This window comes from Micromonospora chalcea, from assembly GCF_028768405.1.
GTDB lineage: Bacteria > Actinomycetota > Actinomycetes > Mycobacteriales > Micromonosporaceae > Micromonospora > Micromonospora chalcea.
In genome coordinates this window covers 2,421,635-2,442,193 of record NZ_CP118233.1, presented here as the reverse complement: position 1 = coordinate 2,442,193, position 20,559 = coordinate 2,421,635, and the positions used below count along the sequence as shown (strand labels likewise).

The 20,559-nt window shown below is 73.4% G+C and carries 2 protein-coding genes; both read left to right on the top strand.

What is annotated here, in order from left to right; genetic code table 11:
- Positions 1-23 precede the first annotated feature (23 nt).
- Entirely contained in the window at positions 24-19,265 is a 19,242-nt protein-coding gene (locus PVK74_RS10360; protein WP_274478945.1) for a type I polyketide synthase, read from the top strand.
- Between the two features lie 243 nt (positions 19,266-19,508).
- The gene (locus PVK74_RS10355; protein WP_043331321.1) at positions 19,509-20,357 is read left to right on the top strand and encodes a metallophosphoesterase family protein; all 849 of its coding nucleotides are present in this window, start codon (positions 19,509-19,511) and stop codon (positions 20,355-20,357) included.
- The last annotated feature ends 202 nt before the right edge of the window (positions 20,358-20,559 follow it).

Below are 20,559 nucleotides of genomic sequence, written 5' to 3'. Positions count from 1 at the left end.
CTTAGCGACAGGTGATCAACCCGATGGCGAACGAAGCCAAGCTCCGCGAGTACCTCAAGCGCGTCACCGCTGACCTGCACGAGACCAGCGAGCGCCTGCGGGCCGTCGACGAGCAGAATCACGAGCCGATCGCGATCGTGGCGATGGGCTGCCGCTACCCGGGCGGGGTGCGGACTCCGGAGGCGCTGTGGCGGCTGGTCGAGTCCGGCGTCGACGCCGTCACACCCTTCCCGGCGGACCGGGGCTGGGACGTGGAGAGCCTCTACGACCCCGATCCCGAGGCGCACGGCAAGTCGTACACCCGCGAGGGCGGCTTCCTGCACGACGCCGGCGAGTTCGACGGCGGCTTCTTCGGCATCTCGCCCCGCGAGGCGCTGGCCATGGACCCGCAGCAGCGCCTCCTGCTGGAGGTCGCCTGGGAGACGGTCGAGCGGGCCGGCATCGCCGCGGACTCGCTCAAGGGCAGCCGCACCGGCGTCTTCACCGGCGTCATGTACCACGACTACGTCTCCCGGCTCAACGGCGTGCCGCAGGAGGTCGAGGCGTTCGTCGGCACGGGCAACCACGGCAGCGTCGTCTCCGGCCGGATCGCGTACACGTTCGGCTTCGAGGGCCCGGCCGTCACCGTCGACACCGCCTGCTCGTCCTCACTGGTGGCGCTGCACCTCGCCGTCCAGGCCCTGCGTTCCGGCGAGTGCACCCTCGCGCTGGCCGGCGGCGTCACCGTCATGTCCAGCCCCGACACGTTCGTCGGCTTCAGCCGCCAGCGTGGCCTGTCCCCGGACGGGCGGTGCAAGTCCTTCGCGGCCACCGCCGACGGCACCGGCTGGAGCGAGGGCGCCGGGCTGCTGCTGCTGGAGCGGCTCTCCGACGCGCAGCGCAACGGCCACCGGGTGCTCGCCGTCGTGCGCGGCAGCGCGGTCAACTCCGACGGCGCCTCCAACGGCCTCACCGCGCCGCACGGCCCGTCGCAGCAACGCGTGATCCGCCAGGCCCTCGCCAACGCCCGGCTCGCCCCGGCCGACGTGGACGCCGTCGAGGCCCACGGCACCGGCACCCGCCTCGGCGACCCCATCGAGGCGCAGGCCCTGCTCGCCACGTACGGCCGGGACCGGGCCGACGACCAGCCCCTGTGGCTCGGGTCGATCAAGTCGAACCTCGGGCACACCCAGGCCGCGGCCGGCGTCGCCGGCGTCATCAAGATGGTCATGGCGATGCGTCACGGCGTCCTGCCGCGCACCCTGCACGTCGACGAGCCGTCCCCGCACGTCGACTGGTCGGCCGGCGCGGTGAGCCTGCTCCGCGAGCCGCGCCCGTGGCCGCGCGCGACGAGGCCCATGCGCGCGGGCGTCTCCTCGTTCGGTGTCAGCGGCACCAACGCCCACGTCATCGTCGAGGCCGCCCCGCCCGCGCCGCAGCCGGCCACCGACGCCGTCACCGGCCCCGACCCGCTGCCGTGGGTCGTCTCCGCGCGCAGCGCCGCGGCGCTCGGCGCCCAGGCCGACCGGCTGCGCTCCTGGCTCGCCGAGCACCCCGACGCCGCGCCGGCCGCCGTGGGCCGGGCCCTGGCCACCGGCCGGTCCGTCCTGGAACACCGGGCGGTGCTGCTCGGCGCCGACCGGGACGAACTGCTCGCCGGGCTCGGCGCGCTGGCCGACGGGGTCCCGGCCCCGTCTGTGCGGCGCGGGGTCGCCAGTCCCACCCGCGTCGCCGTGCTCTGCACCGGCCAGGGCGCCCAGCGCGTCGGCATGGGCCAGCGGTTGTGCGCCGCCTTCCCGGCCTTCGCCGACGCCTTCGACGCCGCCTGCGCGGAGCTGGACAGGCACCTCGACCGGCCGCTGCGCGGCGTGCTCGACGGCCCCGCCGACGTGCTCGACCGCACCGGGTACGCCCAGGCGGCGCTCTTCGCCGTCGAGGTCGCCGCCTACCGGCTCGTCGAGTCCTGGGGTGTCGTGCCGGACTTCGTGGCCGGGCACTCGGTCGGCGAGGTGGCCGCCGCGCACATCGCCGGCGTGCTGTCGCTGCCCGACGCCGCCCGCCTGGTGGCCGCCCGGGGCACCCTGATGCAGGCGCTGCCCACCGGTGGCGCCATGGTGTCGATCCGCGCCACCGAGGCGGAGGTCCGCGCGCACCTGGCCACCGCCGGCGGGACGCCCGGCGCCGGGCTGGCCGCCGTCAACGGTCCGGAGTCCGTCGTCGTCTCCGGCGACGAGGACGCCGTGCTGGCGGTCGCCGCACACTTCGCAGCCCTCGGCCGCAGCACCAGGCGGCTGCGGGTCAGCCACGCGTTCCACTCCGCCCGCATGGACCCGATGCTCGACGCGTTCGGCGACGTGCTCGGGCAACTGACCTTCGCCGCGCCCCGCATCCCCGTGGTCTCCACCGTGACCGGAGCGGTGCTCGACCCCGACGAGGTGTGCTCCCCGGCGTACTGGCTGCGCAACGTCCGCGACACGGTCCGCTTCGACGCCGCCGTGACCACGCTGCGTGAGCTGGGTGTCGGCGCGTACGTCGAGGTGGGCCCGGGCGGAGTGCTCTGCGCGCTCACCCAGGAGATCGTCGGCGCGGACCAGGCGGTCTGCGCCCCCGTGCTGCGCGCCGAGCACGACGAGGCGACCACCGCCCTGGCCGCCGCGGCCACCGTGTGGACCAGGGGCGTGCCGGTGAACTGGGCGGCCCTGTTCGCCGGCCCGCCCGTGCCGGTCGACCTGCCCACGTACGCGTTCCAGCGCGAACGCTACTGGCTGCTGCCCCTGCCGCAGCCCGCCGACGTGACCGCCGCCGGGCTGACCCCGACCGGCCACCCGCTGCTCGGCGCGGTGTTCCGCTCGGCCGACGGCGACGAGGTGACGCTCACCGGCAGGTTGTCCGTGGAGACCCAGCCCTGGCTGGCCGAGCACGCCCTGCGCGACGTCGTGCTCCTGCCCGGCACCGGGTTCGTGGAACTGGCGATGCGGGCCGGCGCGGAGGTCGGCGCGGAACGGCTCGCCGAGCTGACCCTCCAGGCGCCGCTGGTGCTGCCCGAGACCGGCGGCGTCGACGTGCAGGTCGCCGCCGAACGCACCGGCGGCGGAGCGTGGCAGCTCACCGTCCACGCCCGCCGCGCCGGCACCGACGACATCTGGGTACGGCACGCCACCGGCCTGCTCACCGAGGAGCCGGATGAGGACACCGGCACGCTGGCGCAGTGGCCGCCGAGCGACGCCACCTCCCTGGACGTGTCGGAGCTGGCCGGGCGGGCGGCACGGGCCGGGTTCGCGTACGGCCCGGCCTTCTCCGGGCTGCGTGCCGCCTGGCGCGTCGGCGCGGACGTGTACGCCGAGGTGGCGCTGCCCGAGCCGGCGGCCGGCGACGCCGGTGGGTACGGGCTGCACCCGGCGTTGCTCGATGCCGCCGTGCAGGCGGTCGGGCTGGGCATCGTCGACCCCGGCGAGGCCCGGATGCCGTTCGCCTGGTCCGACGTGACGCTGTCCGCCCACGGCGCCGACACGCTGCGGGTGCGGTTGACCCCCACCGGTCCGGACACGGTGTCCATGCTGGTCGCCGACGCCACCGGGGCGCCGGTCGCCCGGGTCGGCTCCCTGGTGCTGCGGCCCCTGCCGGCGGGGGAGCTCACCGCCGGCGGGTCCGCGTGGCGGCGCTCGCTGTTCCGCCTCGACTGGCTCCGGCACCCCGTCGCCGGGGGCGCTGCCGACGGCACGACCTGGGCGGTGCTCGGCGAACGTCCCGCCCCGCTGCCGTCCGGCCCGCCCGCCGCCCGGTACGCCGACCTCGACGCGCTCCGCGACGCCGGGGTACCCGACGCCGTGCTGTACCCGGTGGCCGGCGCGACCGGCCCCGGCGCCGTCCACGACCTGCTCGCCGAGGTCCTCGCCGTGCTCCAGGGCTGGCTCGCCGCCGAACCGCACACCGGCGACTCCCGGCTGGTGGTCCTCACCGGCGGCGCCGTCGCCGTGGACGACGACGCGGAGGTCACCGACCTGGCCGGCGCCGCCGTGTGGGGCCTGCTCCGCTCCGCCCAGGCCGAGCACCCCGGCCGCTTCCTCGTCGTCGACGTCGACGACGAGGAGAACTGCGCGGCCGTCCTCGCCGGCCTGCTGTCGGCCGACGAGCCGCAGGCGGCGGTACGCGACGGGGCGCTCCGCGTGCCCCGGCTCGTCGCCGCCCCGGAACCCGACGCGCCGGTGCCGGCGCTGGACCCGGAGGGCACGGTGCTGGTCACCGGCGGCACCGGTGCCCTCGGCGCGCTGACCGCCCGCCACCTGGTCACCCGGTACGGGGCCCGGCACCTGCTGCTCGCCAGCCGGCACGGCGCCGACGCCGACGGCGCAGCCGACCTGGTCGCCGCCCTCGCCGACCTGGGCGCCACCGCGACTGTCGAGGCGTGCGACGCCGCCGACCGGGCCGCCCTCGCCGCGCTGCTGGACCGGATCGACCCGGCGCACCCGCTGACCGGCGTGGTGCACACCGCCGGCGTGCTGGCCGACCGCACCCTGACCTCGCTCACCTCCGAGACGCTCGGCGACGTGCTGCGGCCGAAGGTGGACGCCGCCGCGAACCTGCACGAGCTGACCGCCGCCGGCCGCCTCGCGCTCTTCGTCACGTACTCCTCGGCGGCGGGCGTGACGGGCAGCCCCGGTCAGGCCAACTACGCGGCGGCCAACGCCTTCCTGGACGCGCTCGCCCACCGGCGACGGGCCGCGGGCCTGCCGGCGCACTCGCTGGCCTGGGGCCCGTGGGCGGAGTCGGGCGGCGGCATGACCGCCGGCCTCGACCGCGCCGACACCGACCGGCTGGCCCGGGCCGGCGTACGGCCGCTTCCCGCGGCGGACGGCCTCGCGCTCCTCGACGCCGCCCTGCTCACCGGCCTGCCCGCGACGGTGCCGATGGCGCTGGACGGGCCGGCGCTGCGCGCCCAGGCCGAGGCGGGCACCCTGCCGTCGGTCCTGCGCGGCCTGGTCCGGGCGCCCCGGCGCCGCGCCGCGCGGTCCGGCCCGGCGGAGACCGCCGCGCTGACCGGGCGGCTCGCCGGCCTCGACCGCGAGGAGCGCGCCGCGGCCCTGCTGCGGCTCGTCCTCGATCAGGTCGCGACGGTCCTGGGGTACGCCGACGCCGCTGCCGTCGAGGCCGGGCGTCCGTTCACCGAGCTCGGTTTCGACTCGCTCACCGCCGTCGAACTGCGCAACCGGCTGGGCGCGGTCACCGGCCTGCGCCTGCCCGCGACGCTGGTCTTCGACCACCCGACCCCGCTCGCCCTCGCCGACCACCTGGACGCCGAGACCGCAACGGACGCCGGCACCCGGGCGGCTCCGGTAGCCGCCGTCGCGGCGCTCGACGAGCCGATCGCGATCGTCGGCATGAGCTGCCGCTACCCCGGCGGCGTACGCAGCCCCGAGCAACTGTGGGACCTCCTCGTCTCCGGTGGCGACGGCATCACCGGCTTCCCCGCCGACCGCGGCTGGGACGTCGACGACCTGTACGACCCGTCCGGCGCGCGCCGGGGCAGCAGCTACGCCCGCGAGGGCGGCTTCCTGGCCGACGCCGCCGACTTCGACGCCGACCTGTTCAAGATCTCGCCGCACGAGGCCCTCGCCATGGACCCGCAGCAGCGGCTGCTGCTGGAGACCTCGTGGGAGGCCATCGAGGACGCCCGGATCGACCCGCTCGCGCTGCGTGGCCGCCCCGTCGGCGTGTACGCCGGCATGATGTACCACAACCACGCCGCAGGGCTGGCCGATGTTCCCGAGACCCTCGACGGCTACCTCGGCGTCGGCACGGCCAGCAGCGTGTTGTCGGGTCGGGTGGCGTACTCGTTCGGGTTCGAGGGCCCGGCGGTGACTGTGGACACGGCGTGTTCGTCGTCGCTTGTGGCGTTGCACCTGGCGGTGCAGGCGCTGCGGTCGGGGGAGTGCGACCTGGCGCTGGCCGGCGGCGTCACGGTGATGGCGACGCCCGAGACGTTCATCGACTTCTCCCGGCAGCGGGGCATGGCCCCCGACGGCCGCTGCAAGTCGTTCTCCGACGCGGCGGACGGCACGGGCTGGTCCGAGGGCGTCGGGGTGCTGCTGGTGCAGCGGCTGTCGGACGCGCGGCGTGACGGGCGCCGGGTCCTCGCGGTCGTGCGGGGCACGGCCGTCAACCAGGACGGCGCGTCGAACGGTTTGACGGCGCCGAACGGCCCCTCGCAGCAGCGGGTGATCCGGCAGGCCCTCGCGAACGCCCGGCTGGGCGTCGCCGACGTCGACGTCGTGGAGGCGCACGGCACGGGCACGACGCTGGGCGACCCCATCGAGGCCCAGGCGCTGCTCGCCACGTACGGGCAGGACCGCGACGACCGGGACGCGCTGCTGCTGGGGTCGGTGAAGTCGAACATCGGTCACACGCAGGCGGCTGCAGGGGTGGCGGGTGTCATCAAGATGATCTTGGCGATGCGGTACGGGGTGGTGCCGGCGTCGTTGCACGTGGATGTGCCCTCGTCGCATGTGGATTGGTCGTCGGGTGCGGTGGAGTTGGTGACCGAGTCCCGTGAGTGGCCGGGCGTGGGGCGTCCCCGGCGGGCGGGTGTGTCGTCGTTCGGCATCTCGGGGACGAACGCGCACGTGATCATCGAGCAGGCGGAGCCGGAGCACGCCGCGGGGTCTGCCGCGCCGGTCGGGTTGCCGGTGCCGTGGGTGGTGTCGGGTCGTTCGGAGCGGGGTCTGGTGGGTCAGGCGGCGCGGTTGGCGTCGTTCGTGCGTGGTCGTGGTCTGTCGCCGGTGGATGTGTCGTGGTCGTTGGCGACGACTCGGGCGGCGTTGGAGTATCGGGCGGTGGTGTGGGGCTCGGACGTGGACGAGCTGGTGGTGGGTCTGTCGGCGGTGGCTGAGGGCCGGTCTGCGGGTGTGGTGTCGGCGGGTCGTCGGGCGGTGTTGTTCACGGGTCAGGGTTCGCAGCGTGTAGGTATGGGTCGGGAGCTGTATGAGACGTTCCCGGTGTTCGCGGCGTCGTTCGACGAGGTGTGCGCCCGTTTTGATGGTTTGCTGCCGCGTGCGTTGCGGGAGGTCGTGTTCGCCGAGGCGGGTACTTCCGATGCCGGCTTGGTGGATCAGACGGTGTTCGCGCAGGCGGGGTTGTTCGCGGTTGAGGTGGCGTTGTGGGAGTTGCTCGCGTCGTGGGGTGTGCGGGCTGATTTCCTGGCGGGTCATTCGATCGGTGAGGTGACGGCCGCGTACGTGTCGGGGATGTTGTCCCTGAGGGACGCGTGCACGTTGGTGGCGGCGCGGGGCCGGTTGATGCAGGCGTTGCCGGCTGGCGGTGTGATGGCGGCCGTCGGTGCGGCGGAGGAGGCTGTCGCCGAGCTGCTCGGCGCGTCGGGCGCGGCCGTGGACATCGCGGCGGTCAACGGCCCCGCGTCGGTGGTCGTCTCGGGCGCGGCCGATGAGGTGGCTTCGGTGGTGGCGGCCTGCCGTGAGCGGGGTTGGCGGGTCAAGGAACTGGCGGTCAGTCACGCCTTCCATTCGCGGTTGATGGATCCGATGCTGGAGGAGTTCCGGTCGGTGGTGGCGGGGCTCGACTGGCGGGTGCCGCGGGTGCCGATCGTGTCGAACGTGACCGGCGCGGTCGCGGACCCGCTGGAGCTGGTGGATCCGGAGTACTGGGTGCGGCACGTGCGGCAGCCCGTGCGGTTCGCCGACGGGGTGGCTGCTCTGCGGGCACAGGGGGTGGACACGTTCCTGGAGGTCGGCCCGGACGCGACGTTGACGGCGATGGTGGCGGAGATCGTCGCGGATGCCGGGGTGCGGCGGGTTCCGGTGTCGCGGCGGGACCAGTCGGAGCTCGCTGCGGTGACGGCGGCCTTGGGGCAGTTGTGGGTGGCGGGTGTGCCGGTCGACTGGGCTGCGTACCACGGTCAGACCGGCGCCCGGCCGGGCGTGGTCGACCTGCCCACGTACGCCTTCGACCATCGACGTTACTGGATCAATGCGACGACGCGGTCCTACCGTCCCCCCGCCGCCCGGCGTACCGCCGCCGACGAGGACTTCTGGCGGGCGATCGAGGCGGAGGACCTGACGACCCTCGCCGAGAGCCTGGCCGTCGACGCCGACGCCCCCCTCGCGGACGTGCTGCCGGCGCTGTCCACCTGGCGACGCCGCCGGGACGCCGAGGCGGCCCTCGACTCCTGGCGCTACCGGGTGGCCTGGCAGCCGCTCACGGACGACGCCGCCCGCGCCGAGGCGACCGACTTCCTGCTCGTCGTACCGGCCGACGCCGACGCGGCCGTGACGGACTGGGCCGCCGCCCTCGGCGCCGCCGGCGGGCGGATCGTCGAGGTCGACGCCACGTGCGACCGCAAGCGCCTCGCCCACGAACTCGCCGAGGCGTCGACCGGCCGCGACGGGGACGTGCTGCCCGTACTCTCCCTGCTGGCCCTCGACACCCGGCCGTACGCCGGGGCCGCCTCCGTGCCGACGGGCCTCGCCGCCACGGTCGCGCTCGCGCAGGCCCTCGGCGACGCCGGGATCACCGCCCGGCTCTGGATCGCCACCCGCGGCGCGGTCTCCGTCGGATCCCGTGACCGGCACGTCGACCCCGTGCAGGCCATGGCGTGGGGCTTCGGCAGCGTGCTGCGCGCCGAGCACCCGCACCGGTGGGGCGGGCTCGTCGACCTCCCCGAGCAGCCCGACCAGGGCGTCGTGCGGATGCTCCGGACGCTGATCGCCGGCACCGGCCGGGAGGACGAGATCGCCCTGCGCGGCACCGGCGGCCACGCCCGCCGGCTCGTTCGTGCGACGTACGGCGACACCGGTGCGCGCGGTTCCTGGACGCCGCGCGGCACGGTGCTGATCACCGGCGGCACCGGGGCACTCGGGGGACACGTCGCCCGCGCGCTGGCCGCCGACGGAGCCGAACACCTCCTCCTGGTCAGCCGGCGGGGTGGCGAGGCGCCCGGCGCGACCGCCCTCGCCGAGGAACTCGCCGGGCTCGGCGCCCGGGTAACCCTCGCGTCCTGCGACGTGGCCGACCGGGCCGCGCTCGCGACGCTGCTCGACTCGATCCCCGCCGAGCTTCCGCTGAGCGCGGTCGTGCACACCGCCGCCGCCCTCGACGACAACGTCGTCGACGCCGTGAGTGTCGACCAGCTGGCCACCGCCCTGCGGGCGAAGGTCGACGCCGCGCGCAACCTGGACGAGCTGACCCGGGGCAGCGACCTCTCCGCCTTCGTCCTCTTCTCCTCCCTCGCCGGCCTCATGGGCGCCGCCGGCCAGGCCACGTACGCGCCCGGCAACGCGTTCCTCGACGCCCTGGCGCAGCGCCGCCGCGCCGAGGGACTGCCGGCGACCTCGCTCGCCTGGGGCCTGTGGGCCGACGGCGGGGTGAGCGCGGGCGACTTCGAACAGCGGCTCAGCCGTACCGGTTTCGGCGCGATGGCACCGGAGACAGCCGTGCGCGCCTTCAGCCGTGCGCTGGACCGCGACGAGACGTACCTCGTCGTGGCCGACATCGACTGGGCCCGGGTGGCCGCCACCGGTCCGCGGCGCGCCCACCCGCTGGTCCGCGACCTGCTGGCCGAGGCCGGCGCGGCGGTGCCCGCCGACGCCCCGGTGCCGGCGGCCGACCTGCGCCTGCGCCTGTCGGGAATGCCCGGCGCGGAGCAGTTGCGCGTCCTCGGTGAGCTGGTACGCGCCGAGGTCGCCGCCGTGCTCGGCCACGAGTCCGTCGAGCGGGTGGCGCCGGACCGGGCGTTCCAGGATCTCGGTTTCACCTCGCTGGCAGCTGTCGAGCTGCGCAACCGGCTCGACGCGGCGACCGGCCTCGCGCTGCCGACCACGCTCGCCTTCGACTACCCGAACTCGGCGGCTCTGGCCGGCCACATCCACGCCGAGCTGCTCGGCGGGCAGGCGCTGCCCGTCCCCGCCGCCACCGGCCCCGTCGTGGGCGACGACCCGATCGTCATCGTCGGCATGGGCTGCCGTTTCCCGGCCGGAGCCGAGTCCCCGGAGGGGCTCTGGGACCTGCTGACGGCCGGTGCCGACGCGATGTCGGACTTCCCGGCCAACCGGCACTGGGACCTGGAGTCGCTGACCGGCACCGACTCCTACGTCTCGCGCGGGGCCTTCCTGGCCGACGCGGGCGGCTTCGACGCGGAGTTCTTCGGCATCTCGCCGCGGGAGGCGCTCGCCATGGACCCGCAGCAGCGGCTGCTGCTGGAGGTCTCCTGGGAGGCGTTCGAAGACGCCCGGATCGAACCGCTCGCGCTGCGCGGCAGCCGCGTCGGGGTGTTCGCCGGCACCAACGGCCAGGACTACGAGACCGTCGTGCGCGAGGCCGGGGAGGCGCTCGCCGGGTACGGCGCGACGGGTGCCTCCGCGAGCGTGTTGTCGGGTCGGGTGGCGTACTCGTTCGGTTTCGAGGGGCCGGCGGTGACTGTGGACACGGCGTGTTCGTCGTCGCTTGTGGCGTTGCATCTGGCGGCGCAGGCGCTGCGGTCCGGCGAGTGCGACCTCGCCCTGGCCGGCGGCGTCACGGTGATGTCCACCCCGGGCGCCTTCATCGAGTTCTCCCGCCAGGGTGGGCTGTCGGCGGACGGCCGCTGCAAGGCCTTCGCCGAGTCTGCGGACGGCACCGCGTGGGGCGAGGGTGTCGGTGTGCTGGTGGTGCAGCGGTTGTCGGATGCGCGGCGTGACGGGCGTCGGGTTCTGGCGGTGGTGCGGGGTTCGGCGGTGAATCAGGATGGTGCGTCGAATGGTTTGACGGCGCCGAATGGTCCGTCGCAGCAGCGGGTGATCCGGCAGGCGCTGGCGAGTGCGGGTTTGTCGGCGGCTGATGTGGATGTGGTGGAGGCGCATGGTACGGGTACGTCGTTGGGTGATCCGATCGAGGCGCAGGCGTTGTTGGCGACGTATGGGCAGGGTCGGGATGTGCCGTTGTTGTTGGGGTCGGTGAAGTCGAACATCGGTCACACGCAGGCGGCTGCGGGGGTGGCTGGGATCATCAAGATGGTCTTGGCGATGCGGCACGGGACCGTACCGGCGACGCTGCACGCGGATGTGCCCTCGTCGCATGTGGACTGGTCGTCGGGTGCGGTCGAGTTGGTGACGGCCTCCCGTGAGTGGCCGGGCGTGGAGCGTCCTCGGCGGGCGGGTGTGTCGTCGTTCGGCATCTCGGGGACCAATGCGCACGTGGTCCTGGAGCAGCCGGAGCCCGAAGCCGTCCCCGAGGTCGCGGCGGAGCCGGAGTCTGCCGGGGGCGCTTCCGTGGCTTTGCCGGTGCCGTGGGTGCTGTCGGGTCGTTCGGAGCGGGGTCTGTCGGGTCAGGCCGGGCGGTTGGCGTCGTTCGTGCGGGGTCGGTCTGACCTGTCGGTGGCTGATGTGTCGTGGTCGTTGGCGACGACTCGGGCGGCGTTGGAGCATCGCGCGGTGGTGTGGGGCTCGGACGTGGACGAGCTGGTGGCCGGGCTGTCGGCTGTTGCCGAGGGCCGGTCTGCGGGTGTGGTGTCGGCGGGTCGTCGGGCGGTGTTGTTCACCGGTCAGGGTTCGCAGCGCGTGGGTATGGGCCGGGAGTTGTACGAGGCGTTCCCGGTGTTCGCGGCGTCGTTCGACGAGGTATGCGCCCGTTTTGATGGTTTGTTGCCGCGTGCGTTGCGGGAGGTCGTGTTCGCCGAGGCGGGTACTTCCGATGCCGGCTTGGTGGATCAGACGGTGTTCGCGCAGGCGGGGTTGTTCGCGGTCGAGGTGGCGTTGTGGGAGTTGCTCGCGTCGTGGGGTGTGCGGGCTGATTTCCTGGCGGGTCATTCGATCGGTGAGGTGACGGCGGCGTACGTGTCGGGGATGTTGTCCCTGAGGGACGCGTGCACGTTGGTGGCGGCGCGGGGTCGGTTGATGCAGGCTCTGCCGTCGGGTGGGGTGATGGCGGCGGTCGGTGCGGCGGAGGAGGCTGTCGCCGAGTTGATCGGTGTGACCGGTGCGGCGGTGGATGTGGCGGCGGTGAACGGTCCGGCGTCGGTGGTGGTGTCGGGTGCCGCCGGTGAGGTGGCTTCGGTGGTGGCGGCCTGCCGTGAGCGGGGTTGGCGGGTCAAGGAACTGGCGGTGAGTCACGCGTTCCATTCGCGGTTGATGGATCCGATGTTGGACGAGTTCGCGTCGGTGGTGGCGGGGCTGGACTGGCGGGTGCCGCGGGTGCCGATCGTGTCGAACGTGACCGGCGCGGTCGCGGAGCCGCTGGAGCTGGTGGATCCGGAGTACTGGGTGCGGCACGTGCGGCAGCCGGTGCGGTTCGCCGACGGGGTGGCTGCTCTGCGGGGGCAGGGGGTGGACACGTTCCTGGAGGTCGGCCCGGATGCGACGTTGACGGCGATGGTGGCGGAGATCGTCGCGGATGCCGGGGTGCGGCGGGTTCCGGTGTCGCGGCGGGATCAGCCGGAGGTCGGCGTGTTGACGTCGGCGCTGGGGCAGTTGTGGGTGGCGGGTGTGCCGGTCGACTGGGCTGCCTACCACGGTCAGACCGGCGCCCGGCCGGGCGTGGTCGACCTGCCCACGTACGCCTTCGACCACACCTGGTACTGGCCCGAGGCGGCGCCCGCGGCCCGCCGGGACGTGCACGGCGAAGCTCTCGACGGGCGGTTCTGGGCGGCCGTGGAGTCCGGCGACCCCGACCTGGTCGGCGGCGAGCTGGGTGTCGGCGCGGACGAACCGTTCAGCGCGGTCCTGCCGAAGCTCGCGCAGTGGCGGCGGGCCGCACAGCATCGGTCGACGGTGGACTCCTGGCGCTACCGCGTGGTGTGGCGGCGCCAGGACGTGACCGGGAACGAGAACCTGACCGGCTCCTGGCTCGTGCTGATGGTGCCCGGCCAGGAGGACCACCCGTTGCTGGCCGGGCTGGCGGAGCGGGGCGCCGAGATGATCCCCGTGGTGCTGGACGAACTGGACCGGGACGGGATCGCGCGTCGGCTGTCCGCCGCCTCGGCGGCCGCAGGACCGGTCGCCGGGATGATCTCGCTGATGTCGCTGGCCGGCGCCGGTGTCGTCGAGGCACTGGCGGTCGCGCAGGCGCTTGCAGTCACTGAGGTCGAGGGTCGGCTGTGGTGGTTGACCAGCGGTGCCGTCTCCGTGGACGACTCCGAGCCTCTGACCGACCTGGACGGTTCTGCGGTGTGGGGTTTGGGTCGGGTGGTGGGTTTGGAGGTGCCGTTGCGGTGGGGTGGTTTGGTGGATTTGCCGGGTGTGTTGGGTGGTGGTGTGTGGGGTTGGTTGTGTGGGGTGTTGTTGTCGGGGGTTGAGGATCAGGTGGCGTTGCGGTCGTCGGGTGTGTTTGTGCGGCGGTTGGTGCGTGCGGGTTGTCCGGTGGGTGCGGGTGCGGGTGCTGGTGGTGGTTTTCGGTTGTCGGGGACGGTGTTGGTGACGGGTGGTACGGGGGCGTTGGGTGCGCGGGTGGCGTTGTGGGCGGTGGGTGTGGGTGCGGAGCATGTGGTGTTGGTGAGTCGGCGTGGTGGTGGTGCGGCGGGTGTGGGTGAGTTGGTGGGGCGGTTGGAGGGTTTGGGTGTGCGGGTGTCGGTGGTGGGTTGTGATGTGGCGGATCGTGGTGCGGTGGCGGGGTTGTTGGGGGATTTGGTGGGTCGGGGTGAGCGGTTGCGGGCGGTGGTGCATGCGGCTGGTGTGGCGCAGTTGACGCCGTTGGGTGAGGTGGGTGTGGGTGAGGTGGAGGAGGTGTTGCGGGCGAAGGTTGGTGGTGCGGTGGTGTTGGATGAGTTGACTGCTGGTTTGGATTTGGATGCGTTTGTGGTGTTTTCGTCGATTGCGGGGGTGTGGGGTTCTGCGGGTCAGGTGGGGTATGCGGCGGCGAATGCGTTTGTGGATGGGTTGGTGGTGTCGCGGCGTGGGCGTGGGTTGGTGGGGACGTCGGTGGCGTGGGGGCCGTGGGCTGAGGCGGGTATGGCGGTGGGGGTGGCGGGGGAGCAGTTGAGTCGGCGTGGTTTGCCGGGGATGGCTCCGGAGTTGGCGGTGGCGGCGTTGCAGCGGGCGCTGGATGGTGGTGAGGGTCAGGTGGTGGTGGCGGATGTGCGGTGGGATCGGTTTGTGCCGTCGTTCACGGCGTTGCGTCCGTCCCGGTTGTTCACCGACATCCCCGAAGCACAGGCGGCGATCGAGGCGGCGTCCCGAGCCGAGACCGGCCCCACCGACCGGGCCTCCGCACTGCGCGAGCGGCTCGCGGCCCTGACGCCGCCGGAGGTCGAGGCGTCCCTGCTGGACCTCGTACGCTCCCAGGTCGCCACGGTGCTCGGCCACGCCACCGTGGAGGCGGTGCGGCCGGACCGGGCGTTCCAGCGCCTCGGCTTCGACTCGCTCACCGCAGTCGAGCTACGCAACCGGCTGACCGCCGAAACCGGCCTCGCGTTGCCCTCCACCCTCGTCTTCGACCACCCGACGCCGGCCGCCCTGGTCGCCTTCATCCGGGAGACCGTGCTCGGAGCATCGGGCGACGCGCCGGCCGACCGCAGGGTCGCCACCGTCGACGACGACCCGATCGTGATCGTCGGCATGGGCTGCCGCCTCCCGGGTGGTGTCGCGTCCCCGGAAGAACTGTGGCAACTGCTCGCCACCGGACGCGACGGCATCTCCGAGTTCCCCCTCGACCGGGGCTGGGACAGCTTCCTCAGCAGCGGCCTGTCCGACACGTCCTTCGCCCGCAGGGGCGGCTTCGTCTACGACGCCGGCGAGTTCGACGCCGAGTTCTTCGGCATCTCGCCGCGGGAGGCGCTCGCCATGGACCCGCAGCAGCGGCTGCTGCTGGAGACCTCGTGGGAGGCAGTCGAGTCGGCGGGCATCGACCCGACCACCCTGCGGGGCGGCGCGGTCGGCGTCTTCGCCGGGGCCAGCTTCCAGGGGTACGCCAGCGGGTCGGTCGGTCGGGCCCAGGAGGTCGGCGGCCACCTGCTCACCGGCAACGCGACAAGCGTGTTGTCGGGCCGGGTGGCGTACTCGTTCGGTTTCGAGGGCCCGGCGGTGACTGTGGACACGGCGTGTTCGTCGTCGCTTGTGGCGTTGCACCTGGCGGCGCAGGCGCTGCGGTCCGGCGAGTGCGACCTCGCCCTGGCTGGCGGCGTCACCGTGATGGCTTCACCGGGCACGTTCGCCGAGTTCTCGATCCAGGGCGGCCTGTCCGCCGACGGCCGCTGCAAGTCGTTCTCGGACGCCGCGGACGGCACGGGTTGGTCCGAGGGTGTCGGTGTGCTGGTGGTGCAGCGGTTGTCGGATGCGCGGCGTGACGGGCGTCGGGTTCTGGCGGTGGTGCGGGGTTCGGCGGTGAATCAGGATGGTGCGTCGAATGGTTTGACGGCGCCGAATGGTCCGTCGCAGCAGCGGGTGATCCGGCAGGCGCTGGCGAGTGCGGGTTTGTCGGCGGCTGATGTGGATGTGGTGGAGGCGCATGGTACGGGTACGTCGTTGGGTGATCCGATCGAGGCGCAGGCGTTGTTGGCGACGTATGGGCAGGGTCGGGATGTGCCGTTGTTGTTGGGGTCGGTGAAGTCGAACATCGGTCACACGCAGGCGGCTGCGGGGGTGGCTGGGATCATCAAGATGATCTTGGCGATGCGGCACGGGACCGTACCGGCGACGCTGCACGCGGATGTGCCCTCGTCACATGTGGACTGGTCGTCGGGTGCGGTCGAGTTGGTAACGGCCTCGCGTGAGTGGCCGGGTGCGGGCCGCGCACGCAGGGCTGCCGTGTCGTCGTTCGGGATCTCCGGCACGAACGCGCACGTGATCATCGAACAGGCGGAGCCGGAGCACGCCGCGGCGTCTGCCGTGCCCGTCGGGGTGCCGGTGCCGTGGGTGCTGTCGGGGCGTTCGGAGCGGGGTCTGTCGGGTCAGGCCGGGCGGTTGGCGTCGTTCGTGCGGGGTCGGTCTGACCTGTCGGTGGCTGATGTGTCGTGGTCGTTGGCGACGACTCGGGCGGCGTTGGAGCATCGCGCGGTGGTGTGGGGCTCGGACGTGGACGAGCTGGTGGCCGGGCTGTCGGCTGTTGCCGAGGGCCGGTCTGCGGGTGTGGTGTCGGCGGGTCGTCGGGCGGTGTTGTTCACCGGTCAGGGTTCGCAGCGCGTGGGTATGGGCCGGGAGTTGTACGAGGCGTTCCCGGTGTTCGCGGCGTCGTTCGACGAAGTGTGCGCGGAGATTGATCCGCGTCTGCCGCGTGCGTTGCGCGACGTGGTGTTCGCGGAGCCGGGTTCGGAGACTGCGGCTCTGGTGGATCGGACCGTGTTCGCGCAGGCGGGGTTGTTCGCGGTGGAGGTCGCGTTGTGGGAGTTGCTCGCGTCGTGGGGTGTGCGGGCTGATTTCCTGGCGGGTCATTCGATCGGTGAGGTGACGGCCGCGTACGTGTCGGGGATGTTGTCCCTGAGGGACGCGTGCACGTTGGTGGCGGCGCGGGGCCGGTTGATGCAGGCGTTGCCGGCCGGTGGCGTGATGGCGGCCCTCGGTGCGGCGGAGGAGGCTGTCGCCGAGCTGCTCGGTGTGACCGGTGCGGCGGTGGACGTGGCGGCGGTGAACGGCCCGGCGTCGGTGGTGGTGTCGGGTGCCGCCGGTGAGGTGGCTTCGGTGGTGGCGGCCTGCCGTGAGCGGGGTTGGCGGGTCAAGGAACTGGCGGTCAGTCACGCCTTCCATTCGCGGTTGATGGATCCGATGCTGGACGAGTTCGCGTCGGTGGTGGCGGGGCTCGACTGGCAACCGCCGCGGATCCCGATCGTGTCGAACGTGACCGGCGCGGTCGCGGACGCCGCAGAGATCACCGAGCCCGGCTACTGGGTGCGGCACGTGCGGCAGCCGGTGCGCTTCGCCGACGGGGTGGCGGCGTTGCGGGCACAGGGGGTGGACACCTTCCTGGAGATCGGCCCGGACGCGGTCCTCACCGCCATGGCCGCCGAGGCGGACACCGCCGACGACGTGCGGTACGTCGCCACGCTGCGCCGCAGCCAGCCCGACGTCACCACCCTCACCACTGCCGCCGGGCAGCTCTGGGCCGCCGGCGTGGCCGTCGACTGGGCGGCGTACCTCGGCCAGACCGGCACCCGGCCGCGCGCGGTGGAACTGCCCACCTACGCCTTCGACAGGCAGCGCTACTGGCTGGAGGACCCCCAGCCCGGCTCGGCTCCGGAGCGGGCCGACGCCCCGTCCGACGAGCAGTTCTGGGCGGCGGTCGAGTCCGGGGACCTCGGCGTGCTGGGCGAGGATCTCGCCGTGGGCGCGGACGAGCCGTCCACGGCGCTGCTGCCCAAGCTCGCCCGGTGGCGGCGGGCGACGCAGCAGCGGGCGGTCGTCGACTCCTGGCGGTACCGGGCGACGTGGCGTACGGCCGCCGTGCCGGACTCCGCGACGTTGGCGGGAACCTGGCTGCTGCTGATGGCGCCCGGGCAGGAGGACCACCCGGTGGCCGCGGCGCTGGCTGCCCGGGCCGACCGGGCGGTCCCGGTGCTGATCCCGGCCGGCGCCGACCGCGACCGGGTGGCGCGGCTGCTGCTGGAGGCGATGAGCTCCGACGCCCGGGACGCCCACGTGGTGTCCCTGCTCTCGCTGGCCGAGCCGCGGGAGGCGTCCCCGGTTCCGGCCGCCGCCGAGGTGTCGACGGCGCTGGCCGTGGTGCAGGCGCTGACCGACGTCGGTGGGTCGGGCCGGTTGTGGTGGTTGACCAGCGGTGCCGTCTCCGTGGACGACTCCGAGCCTCTGACCGACCTGGACGGTTCTGCGGTGTGGGGTTTGGGTCGGGTGGTGGGTTTGGAGGTGCCGTTGCGGTGGGGTGGTTTGGTGGATTTGCCGGGTGTGTTGGGTGGTGGTGTGTGGGGTTGGTTGTGTGGGGTGTTGTTGTCGGGGGTTGAGGATCAGGTGGCGTTGCGGTCGTCGGGTGTGTTTGTGCGGCGGTTGGTGCGTGCGGGTTGTCCGGTGGGTGCGGGTGCGGGTGCTGGTGGTGGTTTTCGGTTGTCGGGGACGGTGTTGGTGACGGGTGGTACGGGGGCGTTGGGTGCGCGGGTGGCGTTGTGGGCGGTGGGTGTGGGTGCGGAGCATGTGGTGTTGGTGAGTCGGCGTGGTGGTGGTGCGGCGGGTGTGGGTGAGTTGGTGGGGCGGTTGGAGGGTTTGGGTGTGCGGGTGTCGGTGGTGGGTTGTGATGTGGCGGATCGTGGTGCGGTGGCGGGGTTGTTGGGGGATTTGGTGGGTCGGGGTGAGCGGTTGCGGGCGGTGGTGCATGCGGCTGGTGTGGCGCAGTTGACGCCGTTGGGTGAGGTGGGTGTGGGTGAGGTGGAGGAGGTGTTGCGGGCGAAGGTTGGTGGTGCGGTGGTGTTGGATGAGTTGACTGCTGGTTTGGATTTGGATGCGTTTGTGGTGTTTTCGTCGATTGCGGGGGTGTGGGGTTCTGCGGGTCAGGTGGGGTATGCGGCGGCGAATGCGTTTGTGGATGGGTTGGTGGTGTCGCGGCGTGGGCGTGGGTTGGTGGGGACGTCGGTGGCGTGGGGGCCGTGGGCTGAGGCGGGTATGGCGGTGGGGGTGGCGGGGGAGCAGTTGAGTCGGCGTGGTTTGCCGGGGATGGCTCCGGAGTTGGCGGTGGCGGCGTTGCAGCGGGCGCTGGATGGTGGTGAGGGTCAGGTGGTGGTGGCGGATGTGCGGTGGGATCGGTTTGTGCCGTCGTTCACGGCGTTGCGTCCGTCCCGGTTGTTCACCGACATCCCCGAAGCACAGCCCGCACCGGCCGAGGAGGCGCCGAAGGGCGAGGACCGCGGCGCGGCGTCGGCGCTGCGCGAGCGGCTCGCCGCCGCCTCCGGGCCGGAGCGCGACCGCATCCTGCTCGACCTGGTCCGCGGCACCGCCGCGGCGGTGCTGGGACACGCCACGCCGAGCGGGATCAGGCCCGCCCGCGGCTTCCTCGAACTGGGCTTCGACTCGCTCACCGCAGTCGAGCTGCGCAACCGGCTGACCGCCGCAACGGGCATCGGACTGCCCGCCACCCTCGTCTTCGACCATCCCACCCCGAACGCGCTCGCCGGTCACCTGCGGGCCGAGTTGGCGCCCGAGCAGCCGGCGTTGCCGATCGTGGCCGAGATCGAACGCCTCGACAAGCTCCTCGGCGGGCTGCCGGGCGACCAGGTCGACGACGCGGTCGTCGGTCGGCTGGAGGACCTGCTGACCCGGTGGCGGGGCCGACCCGCCGCCACCGCATCGGCGCCGGCCGCCGCGGAGGAGTTGGAGTCGGCCAGCCGGGACGAGCTCTTCGACATCATCCAGCGGGAGTTCGGCAAGTCCTGAGCGGACACTGCCCGACCCGGGCGGGACGGGCCGGGGAAAGGGGCACCCGACGGCGCCGGACACCTGGCCGGCGCCGTCGGGCAGGCGCGGCTGTCTAGGGGTCCACGTATCCCGTCTAGGGGTGTGCCGGTGTGGATCCGGCTCCGTAGGGTCGGAGCACGCCAGGCCGTCTCGCCCTGCCCACCGGCGGCGAGCGGTACGGATGTGGGTGCGTGCGGTACCCCGGATGGACGGGAGGTCCGCATGGCCGGATCCGGCTTGCCTCAACTGCTCGCCATCAGCGACCTGCACGTGGTGCACGCGGAGAACAAGGCCATCGTCGAGCGGCTGCGGCCGGAGCGCGACGGCGACTGGCTCGTCGTCGCCGGCGACGTCGGGGAGTTCGTCGGCGACATCGAGTGGGCGCTGGGACTCCTCAGCCGCCGCTTCGCCAAGGTCATCTGGGCCCCCGGCAACCACGAGCTGTGGACTCCCCGCGAGGACCCGATCCAGCTGCGGGGGGACGCGCGCTACCAGCACCTGGTGGAGCTGTGCCGGGGGCTCGGGGTGGTGACTCCGGAGGACCCGTACCCCGTCTGGGACCCGCAGGGCGACGACCCGGTCCTGATCGCGCCGCTGTTCCTGCTCTACGACTACACCTTCCGGCCCCCGGGGACGTACACGAAGGAGCAGGCCCTGGCACGGGCACACGAGGTCGGCGTGGTCTGCACCGACGAGATCCTGCTGCACCCGGACCCGTACCCGACGCGGGACGCCTGGTGCCGGGCGCGGCTGGCCCTGACGGAGCGCCGGCTCACCGCCGAGCGCGGCGGGCTGCCCACCGTCCTGGTCAACCACTTCCCGCTCGTACGCGAGCCCACCCGGATCCTGCGGTACCCGGAGTTCGCCCAGTGGTGCGGCACCGAGACCACTGCCGACTGGCACGTCCGCTTCGACGCCCGCGTCGCCGTCTACGGTCACCTGCACATCCCGCGCACCACCTGGTACGACGGGGTCCGGTTCGAAGAGGTCTCGGTCGGCTACCCGCGGGAGTGGCGCCGCCGGTCGACGCCCCCCGGCCGGCTGCGCCGCATCCTGCCGTCGGCCGCCTGAATGGCCCTCGTGGCGCTGGTCACCGCCGCTCCCGGAGCCTGCCGGGACGCCGCCCGCGGGCCGGTCGATCAGGGGTTCTCTAGGGGTTGGGCGGGTGTTGGGCGCTCAGTACCGTCCAGTCACGGTGGCGGGCGTGTGTCGGCGGGACTGTCCGGCGTGGCGGGCGCCTGAGCAGGCACGACGACCGGAATCAGGAACAGGT

Excerpts from the sequence above, each read along its gene's own strand:
- PVK74_RS10360 (WP_274478945.1), top strand. The coding sequence starts at position 24 with ATGGCGAACGAAGCCAAGCTCCGCGAGTACCTCAAGCGCGTCACCGCT.
- PVK74_RS10355 (WP_043331321.1), top strand. The coding sequence starts at position 19,509 with ATGGCCGGATCCGGCTTGCCTCAACTGCTCGCCATCAGCGACCTGCAC.